The organism is Mucilaginibacter celer (assembly GCF_003576455.2).
Taxonomy (GTDB): domain Bacteria; phylum Bacteroidota; class Bacteroidia; order Sphingobacteriales; family Sphingobacteriaceae; genus Mucilaginibacter; species Mucilaginibacter celer.
In genome coordinates this window covers 4916579-4929555 of sequence record NZ_CP032869.1, presented here as the reverse complement: position 1 = coordinate 4929555, position 12977 = coordinate 4916579, and the positions used below count along the sequence as shown (strand labels likewise).

Genomic DNA, 12977 nt, shown 5'->3' with positions numbered 1-12977 from the left:
TAATACTGCCAACTAAAATAAGCTATCCCCATTGTCTACAATAAAAAAATTTGCCGGGCAAACCGCTATCTATGGTTTAAGTACCATCATTTCGCGGATGATCTATTTTATTTTAACGCCTATTTATACCCGAACCCTAACGGTTGGGGCTAACGGCGTTTTTACAACGGTTTACGGTAGTGCATCCATCATTAACAACATACTGGCGTTTGGTATGGAAACCACCTATTTCAGGTACCTGCAAAAACGCGAGGATAATAAGCAACAGGTTTATAACAATGCTTTTGGTGTTATTATAGCGGTATCGTTGTTATTCCTGGTGTTTGGCCTGTTTTTTCTGGATCCTATTGTTACTTATATGCAGGCCGGCGTTGCCAAAGATCATGCCGACTATACCTTTTACGTAAAGTGTTTCTTCGTAATCCTTGTTTTGGATGCCTTTTGTGTGATGCCGTTTGCTAAGCTTCGGGCCGAAGGGCGACCAATGAAATACGCCATTATCAAATGCTCAAATATAGCGTTGGTGATGACGCTTAATTTGTTTTTTCTGTTTGGGGTGCCTTTTATCATAAGTCATCATTTACTCGGGGGAGACTGGATGCAGAGTTGGTACAGGCATGGCTGGGTTGGTTATGTGTTTTTAGCTAACGCGATAGCCAGCGGCCTTACCATATTGCTGTTACTGCCCGAGGTATTACAGCTAAGGCTGAAATTTGACGTAGCCATGTACAGCGAAATGTTTATGTACAGCTGGCCGGTGCTGATAGCTAATATCTCTTATATCATCAACGAATCGTTAGATAAGGTGATGCTGAAACATATTCTGCCAAGCGGCATTGCTGATAGGGATGTGGGTATTTATGGTACCTGCGCAAAAATTGCACTATTTTTAAGCCTGTTTGTAAACGCGTTTAAGTTGGGTGCCGAACCCTTCTTTTTCAGTCACTCAAAAAATAAAAATGCCGGCGAAACCTATGCCCGCATCATGAACTACTTTGTTATTATGGTAGCGGTAATATGCGTTGGGCTTGTGGCCAATGTAAACATTCTGGCTACTTTTATAGTAGGTAAAGAAACACATGAAGTAAAGCATCACATAGTTTACAACCCGTTTTGGCAGGGCCTGGGCGTTGTGCCGCCGTTGCTGTTTGGCTACCTGAGCCTGGGTATTTATATGAATTTATCAGTTTGGTATAAATTATCCGATCAAACTAAGTATGGCCTCTACATATCCGGCATCGGCGCGGTGTTAACCATTTTATTAAACTGGTTATTGATCCCCCGATACAGTTACATGGCTTCGGCCTGGATTTCGTTTGCTGCCTACGCTACCATGATGGTGTTATCATACATCTGGGGGCAAAAAAATTATCCTATCCCATACAACTTAAAAAAGAACCTCGCGTATATAATTGTTTCCGGGGTGTTTGTTTTTCTGTCGTTTACAGTATTTAAACGTAATATTTTTGTTGGTAACGGGCTTTTGCTGTTATTTGCGGCCGGAGCGTATTACTTTGAACGCCGGGAGTTAAAAGCTATATTTAAACGATAGTGAGATAGAAGCAGGAGTTCAGGAATCAGGAAGGAAGAAAGATAGAAGCAAGAATTCAGGAATCAGGAAGCAAGAAAGATAGAAGCAAGAATTTTAGAATCAGGAAACAAGAAGGATGAAGATTGAGATAAGTTACATTAAATTGAACTGTGTTCGGAACCGACATTGGTTCTCTATGCCTGTTCCTTCATCTTTATTCTTATGTCTTGTTGTCTTGACTCTCAATGTCTTGCCTCTTGCAGCTCAATCTCAGCGTAAAAAAAATACTACCGGCAATACCGCGGATACCCAGGGTAAGATCATGACCTACCAGGATAGCCTGATGGTGAAGCAATTGTTTTTTTCTGCCCTGCGCGAAAAAACGGTAGAGAATTATAAACTGGCTACCGAGATGTTTGAACGCATTGTTCAAACCGACCCTGCAAATGATGCATCGCTATATGAGCTGGCTAACTTAAAACGGCAGCAAAATGATTATGCAGGTTCGCAGCCCCTGCTTGAGCAGGCCGTGGCCATCAATAAAGATAATGAATGGTACTGGGCTGCCCTGGCCGATAGCTACGAAAAAACAAATACTATTGATAAGCTTGAAAATGTTTTCGATCAGCTCATCAGGATCAACCCCGATAAATCGGCTTATTACTTTGATAAGGCTAATGCCTATATCATTTTAAAAAGGTATGATGATGCACTTAAAGTTTACAACCAGATAGAAAAGCGTGATGGCCCGAGTGACGACATATTGGTTAACAAGCAAAAGATCTACCTAAAACAAGGCAAAGTTGACCAGGCCGCCGCCGAATTGGAAAAACAGATAGCGGCTAACCCCAACGAGATCCGCTACTACCTGGCCCTGGGCGAGATTTACAACTCTAACGGTTTCCAGGACAAAGCCCTGAAAATATTACAACAGGCCGAAAAGCTTGATCCGCGCAATGGCATGGTTCACTTTGCTTTAGCCGATATCTATCGCGATAAAAAAAATAACGAAGCCAGCTTTAATGAGCTTACCTTGGGCTTTGCCATACCCGATGTAAGTATTGACCAGAAGATCAATATCATTTCGGGCTATTTTCCCAAATTTCCGGAAGCCAATGCTAAAGCCAGCGCGCTGGAGCTGAGCCGCATACTTACCGTTGCGCACCCTGCCGATTCAAGGGCTTATGCCATTTATGGCGATATGCTGCTGCAGAATGCCAAATACAAGGAAGCCCGGCCGGTTTTAAAAAAATCGATGCAGCTTAACGATCAGGTGTACAACGTGCAGGAGCAACTGGTACGGCTTGAGTTGGGTGATAATGATTTGGATGCTGCGATTAAAGATGGTGAAAACGCCCTCTCACTGTTCCCTAACCAGGCCTGGATGAACTATTTGGTAGGTGTAGCCTGGGCCCAGAAAAAGGATAATGCCAAAGCCGTTACCTATATAAAAAACGCTACTTCATTAGAACTTCAGGATAAGGAACTACTTTCGTTAAGTTTTTCATTATTGGGCGATTGTTATCATGAGCTGAAGAACATTAAGGCATCAGACGAGAGTTATGAAAAGGCATTAACCTATAACCCGGATAACGCGTTTACGCTGAACAATTATGCTTATTATTTATCGTTAAGGAATGAGCAGTTGGATAAGGCGGCGCAAATGTCGGCCCGGTCGAACGAGTTACAGCCCAACACGGCATCGTTTGAGGATACTTATGCCTGGATCCTGTTTATGCAGAAAAAATATGCGCCTGCAAAGCAGTGGATGGAAAAGGCTTTAGCACATGATAAAGAAAATAGTTCGGTGAAGTACGAACATTACGGTGATATTTTGTTTTTCCTGGGGGATGCAGATGGCGCCGTAGCCAACTGGAAAAAAGCCAAAAGTTATGGCGGTAACTCGCCGGCCTTAGATCGTAAAATAAATGAAAAAAAATATAGCGAATAGTGTACTTATAGCTTGCTGCCTGCTTGTACTGGTAAGCTGTAAAGCACGTAAGCAGGTACTGGTTGCCCGCAAAGCCGATTCGACGGCGACAGTTAATAATGATTTGGCAGGCAAGTTGGCGGGTATACGTGCAAGCCAGGTTAACTTTACAACCTTTGCAGGTAAGGCAAAAACCAAGCTCAGCATCAATAACAACAGTAACGATGTTACGCTGAACGTAAGGATAGCAAGGGATAAAAGGATTTGGGTATCCATAACCGCTGTATTAGGCATTGAAGCCGCCCGCGCGGTAATAACGCCCGATAGCATTATGATTATAAACCGTCTGCAAAGTGTATATATAAAAAAGCCGTTCAGCTATATATATACCTACGCCAGCAAGCAGGTTAATTATAAAACGCTCGAATCGTTACTGATAGGCAACGCTGTGCCCGAACTGGTTAACGAGAAAGCAACAATTGAGCATGCCGATGGTAACACCACCCTAAGCGGTACGCTTAATGATTTGGTTTACAAGCTGATATTGGGCCCTGATAATAAAGTTACCCAAACCAATTTGGATAACCAGCAGCAGGCTCAATCGTTACAGGTAACCAATAATGCGTTTATACAGGCAACAAACAGGGTGCTGCCATCGCAAATAGATATAGCATCAGTAGTAAAAGATAAAAAAATACAGGTTAATTTGCATTACACCAAGGCCGATTTTGAAGTTGAGCAAAATTATCCCTTCAGTATACCTGATGGATACGAGCCCGGTAAATAATTAATATGTTTGTTTGATGAAGTTTATAAAAGCAACTTTCTTTTTACTATTGGTACTGGCAGCGGTTAATGTTCGTGCGCAAAGCAGCGATGAACTGAAGCGCCGTAAAGCCCAGTTAAATAAAGAACTTGAGCAATTAAATGAAGATTATCAGGAAACTTTAAATAACAAAAAAGCCACCTTAAAGCAGTTAAGCATCCTTAAGGCGCAGATAAACCTGAGGCAGGAAAAAATAGAGAACATTAACTCGGAGGTAAGAAATCTGGATAACCAGATCTCGGAGAGCAATAACAACGTACGTAGTTTACAATCACAGTTAGATCAGCTTAAAAAGGAATACGCCGCGATGATATTGTTTGCCTACCGCAACCAAAGTGCGTACAATAAGTTGATGTTTCTTTTTGCATCGAAAGATTTTAACCAGGCTTATAAGCGTTTAAAATATTTGCAACAGTTTGGCACCTATCGTGAACGCCAGGCTGCATCTATACAAGGCACACAAAAAGAGCTGCATGTTAAAATTACCGAGCTTGACAGAACGAAAGATGAGAAAACGAACCTGTTAAAAGATCAGCAAAAAGAAAAAGAAACGCTGGGTAATGAGCGTAATAGCCAGGTTAAAGTGGTAAGCGAACTTTCGCAGCACGAAGGGATCCTGAAAAAGCAGCAAAAGGATTTGCAGATTAAAATAGCCAAAACCAACGCGGCTATTAAAGACGCGATCCGCAGGGAGATAGAAGAAGAAAAACGCCGTTTGGAAGAAGAGGCGAGAAGAAAAGCAGCAGAGGAAGCAAGGTTGGCCGCAGCAAGGGCTAAAGCCGAAAACAAACCAGCCCCGGTAAGTACGCCTGCCGCGCCAAAACCGGTTAATCGCAGCACTTCAAGTCTGCTTAACGCTACACCCGAAGCCGCTAAACTATCTAACGACTTTTTAGGTAACCGCGGAAGTTTACCATGGCCGGTTGCTAACGGGGTAACTACACAAGGGTTTGGTATTTATACTACCCCCGAGGGGATCAGGAGCGAAAGTACAGGAATAGATATCCGCACCAATGCCGGAGCAAACGTAAGGGCCGTATTTGATGGTGAAGTGATTAAAGTGGTAGATGTGAGCGGTACCTACCTGGTAATGGTTAGGCATGGTGAATACTTTACGGTTTACGCCAATTTGCGGTCGGTAAATGTGGCACGCGGGCAAAAAGTGAGCACCAAGCAATCGATAGGTACGGTGGCTACAGAGCCATCAACAGGTGAAACTGAAGCGCATTTTGAAATTTATAAAGGCACCACACCTGTTAACCCCAAGATCTGGCTGGCGCCTAACTAATTAGTTTTGAGTTATAAGAAAATTTAATTGTATATATTTGTATCCTTAAACAAAATGCTATGTTAAGTTCAGTTTTGTTATTTTTAAATATTGGTACGGGCGAGATGGTACTGATACTTTTTGCAGCATTGATGCTATTTGGGGGCGAAAAACTGCCCGGCCTGGCGCGAAGCTTAGGCAAAGGAATCCGCGATTTTAAAGATGCATCCGAAGATGTGAAGCGGGAGATCAATAACCAGATTAACAACTACGAAGAGAAAAAACCGGAAGTTAAAATAGAAACTCCTGCCATAGAAGAGAAAGCTTCAGAAGCACCTGAAAACACGGCTGCCGAATACGAGAAGCCTGTAATCGAAAATACTGTTCCAAATACAATCGCCATTAGCGATTATCACGTAAATACTCCTGCCGAACATCACAACGAGCACGTAGATTTGGATAAAACCATTACCGGCAACCACGTGGAGGCCGAAAAGGAAGAGCATAAATTATAGTACTACATTAAATCATTACATAAAAACTTAAAATCATGGGTGGATTAGGCGCACCAGAAATCATTCTGATCATCATTGCGATACTTTTATTATTCGGCGGTAAAAAAATCCCTGAACTAATGAGAGGCTTAGGAAAAGGCGTTAAAGAATTTAAAGACGCGCAAAACGGCGAAGGCACTTCTTCATCATCTGAAGAGAAAAAAGCGTAATTGCCCTGACGGGGATTAGGTTTTAAAGCCGCTTTTACTTACTATATGAACTTATCTGTTGATTTATTTCTTATTTCAACGGATAAGTTTTTTATTTTAGCCCCATGGCTAATACTTATTCCACTTTATCTGAAATAAAGAGTGGGTTGCAACGTGCAGAAATTACTGTTGAAGGACTTGTAAAAGAATACCTGGTTCAAATTGAAAAAAACGCTCATTTAAATGCTTTTAATGAGGTATTTGCCGACGAGGCTTTGGTTGCTGCAAAAAACGTTGACAATAAAATAAAAAATAACGCCGCCGGTAAACTGGCCGGTATGGTTATAGCCATAAAAGATAACATCTGCTACAAAGGCCACGAGGTTAATGCCTCATCCAAAATCTTAACAGGTTTTAAATCTATTTTCTCATCAACCGTAGTTGAACGCCTGCTGGCCGAGGATGCGGTGATCATAGGCCGCTGCAACTGCGATGAGTTTGCCATGGGTGCCACCAACGAATCATCCTATTTTGGCCCGGTAAAAAACTTTGCTGATAATACCAGGGTATCCGGTGGATCATCAGGTGGTTCGGCAGTTGCTGTGCAGGCTGGTATGTGCCATGCTGCGCTGGGTACTGATACCGGCGGCTCGGTAAGGCAGCCTGCTTCGTTTTGCGGCGTGGTGGGTTTAAAGCCTACTTATGGCAGCATCTCGAGGCATGGTATCATTGCCTATGCTTCATCGTTTGACCAGGTTGGTCCGGTAACCAAATCGGTAGAGGATGCTGCTTTGTTGCTGGAAGTATTGGCCGGTCCGGATGATTATGACAGTACATTATCGCAAACCCCGCCGCCGGCTTCGTATACCAACTTTCAAAAGCCGGGTAAAAAGAAGATCGCCTATTTGCAGGAAGCAATTTCGAGCCCGGGTGTTGATACAGAGGTGAAAGATAACCTGATAAAATATATCGAAAAACTGCGCGATGAAGGGCATACCGTTACGCCGATAGCCTTTGAGTTATTGGATTACCTGGTGCCTACTTATTATATTTTAGCTATGGCCGAGGCTTCATCAAACCTGGCAAGGTATGATGGGGTGCATTACGGTTACCGCAGTCCGCAGGCTACAGACCTGCAATCAACTTATAAAAAATCGCGCTCTGAAGGTTTTGGTAAGGAGGTTAAACGGAGGATTATGACAGGCACCTTTGTGTTAAGTGCCGGTTATTATGATGCCTACTATGCCAAAGCCCAGAAAGTACGCCGTCTGATACAGGAAAAAACCAACGAGATCCTGGTCGAATACGATTTTATATTGGTACCAACCGCCCCCGAACCGGCCTTTAATATAGGCAGGGAAGAGAAAGATCCGGTGGTGATGTATCTTTCTGATATTTTTACCGTACAAGCCTCATTAACCGGTGTGCCGGCCATATCGGTACCTACGGGCAATAACAGCAAGGGTTTGCCGTTAGGGTTACAGTTATTAACAAAGCATTTTGGCGAGCAGCAATTGTTAGATTTCGCCAAATATTTTCTTGAACTATAATAAAAATGGTACTTTAGTAAGATGCTGATGCTTTGGGCATTGAGGATTTAGTCAAACCGATAAAGAATGAAGAGATTATTTACGCTGACCATCTGCCTTTTATCACTGCAAATTTTACAAGCCAAAACACTCCTTACCGCTTCGGCCGGGTTAATTAAATTAAACGCCGAAGCTATCAATGCCGATACTACAATTTTGCCGGTGCTAAACCAGTCGCTTCCGCTTACTACATACGGCGGGGTGTATAAACGCAGGTTAGATTCGATCCGGAAGGATATCCAGCTGGATTATAACGAATACGTACAGGCCTATATCGACCTGTATATGCACAACCGTGAAGAAATGGGGCAGGTTGTTGGCCTGACCAAATATTACTTCCCCATCTACGAAAAAGCTTTCCGCGAGGCGGGCATCCCCGAAGAAATAAAATTCCTCTCGATAGTTGAATCCAAACTTGACCCAAACGCGGTTTCGCGGGTGGGCGCTACCGGGCTTTGGCAATTTATGGGTACCACGGCCAAAATTTACGGCCTCAATATGGATAACTATATTGATGATCGCCGCGATCCCATCCAATCAAGCTATGCCGCTGCCGCTTATTTAAAAGATGCCTACCAGGAATTTGGCGACTGGCTGCTGGCCATAGCCTCATACAATTGCGGTAAAAGCAACGTAGAGCGCGCCGTTGAAAAAGCAGGCGGCGTAACCGATTTCTGGAGCATCCGCCAGTATTTACCCGTTGAAACACGCGGCTATGTTCCGGCGTTTATTGCCATGAACTATGTGATGAACTATTTTAGCAAGCATAATATAGTTCCGCAGGCCTGTAATTTCAGCATCCGTACCGATACGGTTATGGTGAAAAGAATAGTACCGCTAAGCAGTGTTGCCCAGGCACTGGATGTAAGTTTGAGGGAAATCACGGTACTTAACCCATCGTATCGGATGGCGGTAGTGAACGGCAGCCCTAAAACCCCCCGTAGGTTGATATTGCCGCAAACTGCTAAAGATAACTATGCTGCCTTATATAATGTATTAAACGGTGTTGATACGCCGGTACCGGCTACCGCTCCGAAAACCAATACTTACGCTGCTGTTACCTCATACACACCTGCAAAAAACGAGCGCAGGATTCCCACACATCATAAAGTACGCAAGGGTGAAACGCTGGCTTCGATAGCTGATAAGTTTGGTTGCGAGGTGTCTGACCTGAAAGTTTGGAACCACTTGAAAACTAACCGTGCACCGATAGGAGCAACGATCAAAGTATCGGCGGGAGAGGTTGCTGCGAATGTGCAGGATGATGAGGGGTATTCGAAGAATTAAGGTTGTCTGAATCAGAATTTGCAGAATTTTAGAATTTTCAAAATTCTGTAGTGGGTTTCAGATTTCTTTCTGTTGATTCTAAAAACTTTTGGGTGCTAAATTATAAATTGAGAAATTTTAGAATTTTCAGGATCCTTTGTACTGGTTTCTGTTTTAATTCTGTTCATTCTAAAATTCTGTCAATTCTGATTCAGACCACAACCATGCAAAACCCAAAGGAAACCATCGATGAATACATTGCCGACTTCCCCGATGAAGTCCAGCAAAAGCTTCAACAAGTACGCGCTACTATAAAAGCCGCCGCGCCGGATGCGGTGGAGGCCATCAAATATGCTATCCCCACTTTTATCCTTAATGGCAACCTTGTGCACTTTGGCGGCTTTAAAAATCACATAGGTTTTTACCCCGCACCGCAGGGATTGGAGGAGTTTAAAGAAGAACTTTCGGGTTATAAAGGGGCAAAGGGTTCGGTACAGTTTCCGCTGAATGAGCCGTTGCCATTGGATCTGATCACCAAAATAGTAAAATTCAGGGTGCAGAAAAATCTGGAGAAGGTGAAGAAGAAAAAATGATGCTGAGGCATATTTCATTCTTTTAACCCAATCTTTGCAAAACACTAACCGTATTTTAACCTCTTTTTATCATAATCGTAAAAAGGGGCTTTTTTATGTTTGTTCCATAAAAAGAATTGTAATTTTGGGCGCTTCAATTTGAAAAAAATGAATAAAATCAATCGTAAACAGGATGCGCTTAACTACCATTCGCAAGGCCGTCCCGGAAAGATACAAGTTGTACCTACCAAACCAACAAATTCGCAGCGCGATTTAACCATGGCCTACTCGCCCGGTGTGGCCGAGCCATGTTTAAAAATTGCCGATAACACCGAAGATGTTTATAAATATACAGCCAAAGGCAACCTTGTAGCCGTAATCAGTAACGGTACCGCAGTTTTAGGCCTGGGCAATATAGGCCCCGAGGCCAGCAAACCGGTAATGGAAGGTAAAGGCCTTTTGTTTAAAATCTACGCCGATATCGACGTTTTCGATCTGGAACTGGATGCCAAAAATGTAGACGATTTTGTAAAAATTGTAAAAGCGCTTGAGCCAACTTTTGGCGGTGTGAACCTGGAAGATATTTCGGCCCCAACCTGTTTTGAAATTGAACGCAGGCTGAAAGCCGAAATGAATATCCCGGTAATGCACGATGACCAGCACGGTACGGCCATCATCTCGGGCGCGGCACTGATGAACGCCTGCGAGATCCAGGGTAAAAAGCTGGATAAAATAAAAATGGTGGTAAACGGTGCCGGTGCCGCCGCGGTATCCTGCTCAAAAATGTACCTGTCGTTAGGGGTTAAAAAAGAGAACCTGGTGATGTTTGATATCAACGGCGTACTAAACCAGGAACGTACCGATCTCGACGAGATCAGGATGGAGTTTGCTACCGACCGTAAGGACGTAAAAACCTTAGCCGATGCCATGAAAAATGCCGACGTGTTTGTAGGCCTTTCGGCAGGTAATGTGGTAACGCCGGATATGTTGAAAACCATGGCCAAAAAGCCTATCGTTTTCGCCATGGCCAACCCTGTACCTGAAATTGATTATGATCTGGCTGCAGGCACACGCGATGATATCATTATGGCAACAGGTCGTTCTGATTATCCTAACCAGGTAAATAACGTATTGGGTTTCCCATATATTTTCAGAGGAGCGCTTGATGTGCGGGCTACTGCCATTAACGAGGAAATGAAGATTGCGGCAACGCATGCAATTGCCGAGATGGCTAAAAAGCCCGTACCGGAAGCCGTTAACCTGGCCTATAATTTAACCAACCTGAAGTTTGGCAAAGATTACATCATCCCCAAACCAATGGACCAAAGACTTATCACCGAAGTATCTATGGCAGTTGCCAAAGCCGCAATAGATTCTGGTGTGGCCCGTAAGGTAATTACCGATTGGGATGCTTATGCCGAGGAGCTAAGATCACGTTTGGGTACTAATGATAAACTGCTGCGTAACCTTACTGCCAAAGCCAAACAGGATCCTAAACGGGTTGTATTTGCCGAGGCCGATAATTATAAAATTCTGCGTTCGGCCCAGATTGTAAAAGAAGAGGGCATAGCTACTCCTATTTTGCTGGGTAATGTGGATAAAATAAAAAAGATCATCCACGATAACGATCTTGACCTTGGCGATGTGCACATTATCGATCCGCGCGAAGGCTGCGAACACATGGATGAGTATGCCGAATACCTGTACAGCAAACGCCAGCGCAGGGGAGTTACCTTGTTTGAGGCCAAAAAATTGCTCATCGACAGGAATTATTATGGTGCCTGTATGGTGCAGTTTGGCCGTGCCGATGCATTGATCTCGGGCTTAACCAAAAACTATGTAACCACGGTAAAACCCGCCCTGCAAATTATCGGTACCGAAGCGGGCGTAAACCGGGTAGCCGGCATGTATATGATGATTACCGCCAAAGGCCCCGTGTTTTTTGGCGATACCACCGTTAACGTAAACCCTTGTGTTAATGATTTGGTGGATATTACCGTGCTGATGGAACGCTCGGTAAGGCAGTTTAATATCAGTCCGCGGGTTGCTGTGTTATCTTATTCAAACTTTGGTTCGAACGAGGGGGAGATTCCTGAAAAAACAAGGGAGACGGTAGCTATCCTCCACGAAAAATATCCCGATATGGTGGTTGACGGCGATATGCAGGCCAATTTCGCATTAAACTCCGATCTGTTGGCAGATAACTTCCCTTTCTCTACCTTAAACGGCAAGCCGGCTAATACCTTGATTTTTCCAAACCTTGAATCGGGTAACATTGCCTATAAACTATTGCAGGAAATAGGTGGTGCAGAGGCGGTGGGCCCTATATTACTTGGTTTGAAAAAGCCGGTACACGTGCTGCAGCTGGGCAGTTCGGTACGCGAGATAGTAAATATGATAACCATTGCCGTTGTTGATGCGCAGGCTAAAGCAGCTAAAGTTTAAATTTTATCTAACAATATGAAATGAAGCGCCCGGATTATTTTCGGGCGCTTTTTTTGTCGGATTTAACCGGATTTGGGTATTATTTGATCTTAATTAATGCCGCCGGAAATATTAACTTTGGATATTCTCCTGCTCTGCCGCGTAGGCACCGGCAGATTGCTTTAACAGGATTTAACAAAACCGTAATTTATGTATGATTATATTAGCGGAAGGCTGATGTTTAAAAGCCCTTCGTACGTGGTTATTGATGCCGGTGGTGTAGGCTATCACATTAACATTTCAGTAAACACATACTCGGGAATAAGTGAGGATGAAAAGTGTAAGCTGTTTGTATGGCTGCACGTAAAGGAGGATGCGCATACGCTTTACGGCTTTGCAACAGAGGGCGAGCGGCGGTTGTTCTTACATTTAATTTCCATTTCGGGCATCGGGCCAAATACCGCGCGGATGATGTTATCATCCATAACCCCGGCAGAAATCCAGGCGGCTATTGTTAGCGGTAACGTATCGCTCATCCAGCGTATTAAAGGTATTGGTCCCAAATCGGCGCAGCGTATTATTCTCGAGTTACAGGATAAGCTGAAGAAGGAAGGGCCGGATACTTTAACCGTGGTTCCGGTGAGTGCAACGGTTAAGGATGAGGCACTTTCGGCACTGGTAATGCTGGGTTTTGCACGTAATGTTGCCGAAAAAGTACTGGATCAGGAGATAAAGAAAAATAATGCTGAATTAACGGTTGAAGAACTTATTAAATTTGCATTAAAAACCTTATAATTACTGAACAAATTTCGACTAAACTTTTGATCAAAATATTTACTTATAAGATCCTTATAAGTGTGTTGTTCATC

General features: G+C 43.5%; 11 protein-coding genes. All 11 read left to right on the top strand.

Annotated elements, in window-relative coordinates:
• The first annotated feature begins 31 nt into the window (after positions 1 to 31).
• Positions 32 to 1552 (top strand): oligosaccharide flippase family protein, encoded by a 1521-nt coding sequence (locus tag HYN43_RS20185; RefSeq protein WP_119411044.1) that lies wholly within the window; start codon positions 32 to 34, stop codon positions 1550 to 1552.
• Positions 1553 to 1781: 229 nt separating this feature from the next.
• Positions 1782 to 3482, top strand: a complete 1701-nt coding sequence (locus HYN43_RS20180) for a tetratricopeptide repeat protein (protein WP_162996562.1) — start codon at positions 1782 to 1784, stop codon at positions 3480 to 3482.
• Positions 3460 to 4248, top strand: coding sequence for a lipoprotein insertase outer membrane protein LolB1 (gene lolB1, locus HYN43_RS20175; RefSeq protein WP_119411042.1), 789 nt, complete (start codon positions 3460 to 3462; stop codon positions 4246 to 4248). Before HYN43_RS20180 ends, lolB1 begins: the two co-directional genes overlap by 23 nt.
• 16 nt (positions 4249 to 4264) lie before the next feature.
• A complete protein-coding gene (locus HYN43_RS20170; RefSeq protein ID WP_119411041.1) occupies positions 4265 to 5575 on the top strand; it encodes a murein hydrolase activator EnvC family protein in 1311 nt (436 codons plus the stop codon).
• Between the two features lie 59 nt (positions 5576 to 5634).
• The gene (locus HYN43_RS20165; protein WP_119411040.1) at positions 5635 to 6069 is read left to right on the top strand and encodes a Sec-independent protein translocase subunit TatA/TatB; all 435 of its coding nucleotides are present in this window, start codon (positions 5635 to 5637) and stop codon (positions 6067 to 6069) included.
• A 35-nt stretch (positions 6070 to 6104) separates the two neighbouring features.
• Positions 6105 to 6278 carry a Sec-independent protein translocase subunit TatA/TatB gene (locus HYN43_RS20160; protein WP_119411039.1) on the top strand — a complete coding sequence of 58 codons (174 nt, stop codon included), beginning with the start codon at positions 6105 to 6107 and terminating at the stop codon, positions 6276 to 6278.
• A gap of 104 nt (positions 6279 to 6382) precedes the next feature.
• Complete coding sequence (gatA, locus tag HYN43_RS20155; protein ID WP_119411038.1) at positions 6383 to 7807, top strand: Asp-tRNA(Asn)/Glu-tRNA(Gln) amidotransferase subunit GatA; 1425 nt, start codon at positions 6383 to 6385, stop codon at positions 7805 to 7807.
• Between the two features lie 66 nt (positions 7808 to 7873).
• The gene (locus tag HYN43_RS20150; protein ID WP_119411037.1) at positions 7874 to 9133 is read left to right on the top strand and encodes a lytic transglycosylase domain-containing protein; all 1260 of its coding nucleotides are present in this window, start codon (positions 7874 to 7876) and stop codon (positions 9131 to 9133) included.
• Between the two features lie 203 nt (positions 9134 to 9336).
• Positions 9337 to 9705, top strand: a complete 369-nt coding sequence (locus tag HYN43_RS20145) for an iron chaperone (RefSeq protein WP_119411036.1) — start codon at positions 9337 to 9339, stop codon at positions 9703 to 9705.
• Positions 9706 to 9852: 147 nt separating this feature from the next.
• Entirely contained in the window at positions 9853 to 12129 is a 2277-nt protein-coding gene (locus HYN43_RS20140) for an NADP-dependent malic enzyme (protein ID WP_119411035.1), read from the top strand.
• A gap of 189 nt (positions 12130 to 12318) precedes the next feature.
• Positions 12319 to 12903, top strand: a complete 585-nt coding sequence (ruvA, locus tag HYN43_RS20135; RefSeq protein ID WP_119411034.1) for a Holliday junction branch migration protein RuvA — start codon at positions 12319 to 12321, stop codon at positions 12901 to 12903.
• The last annotated feature ends 74 nt before the right edge of the window (positions 12904 to 12977 follow it).

Bases quoted from the DNA above. Each gene is read 5' to 3' on its own strand.
- gatA (WP_119411038.1), top strand. From the start codon at position 6,383: ATGGCTAATACTTATTCCACTTTATCTGAAATAAAGAGTGGGTTGCAA.
- HYN43_RS20150 (WP_119411037.1), top strand. From the start codon at position 7,874: ATGAAGAGATTATTTACGCTGACCATCTGCCTTTTATCACTGCAAATT.
- lolB1 (WP_119411042.1), top strand. From the start codon at position 3,460: ATGAAAAAAAATATAGCGAATAGTGTACTTATAGCTTGCTGCCTGCTT.
- HYN43_RS20140 (WP_119411035.1), top strand. From the start codon at position 9,853: ATGAATAAAATCAATCGTAAACAGGATGCGCTTAACTACCATTCGCAA.
- HYN43_RS20170 (WP_119411041.1), top strand. From the start codon at position 4,265: ATGAAGTTTATAAAAGCAACTTTCTTTTTACTATTGGTACTGGCAGCG.
- HYN43_RS20165 (WP_119411040.1), top strand. From the start codon at position 5,635: ATGTTAAGTTCAGTTTTGTTATTTTTAAATATTGGTACGGGCGAGATG.
- HYN43_RS20160 (WP_119411039.1), top strand. From the start codon at position 6,105: ATGGGTGGATTAGGCGCACCAGAAATCATTCTGATCATCATTGCGATA.
- ruvA (WP_119411034.1), top strand. From the start codon at position 12,319: ATGTATGATTATATTAGCGGAAGGCTGATGTTTAAAAGCCCTTCGTAC.
- HYN43_RS20145 (WP_119411036.1), top strand. From the start codon at position 9,337: ATGCAAAACCCAAAGGAAACCATCGATGAATACATTGCCGACTTCCCC.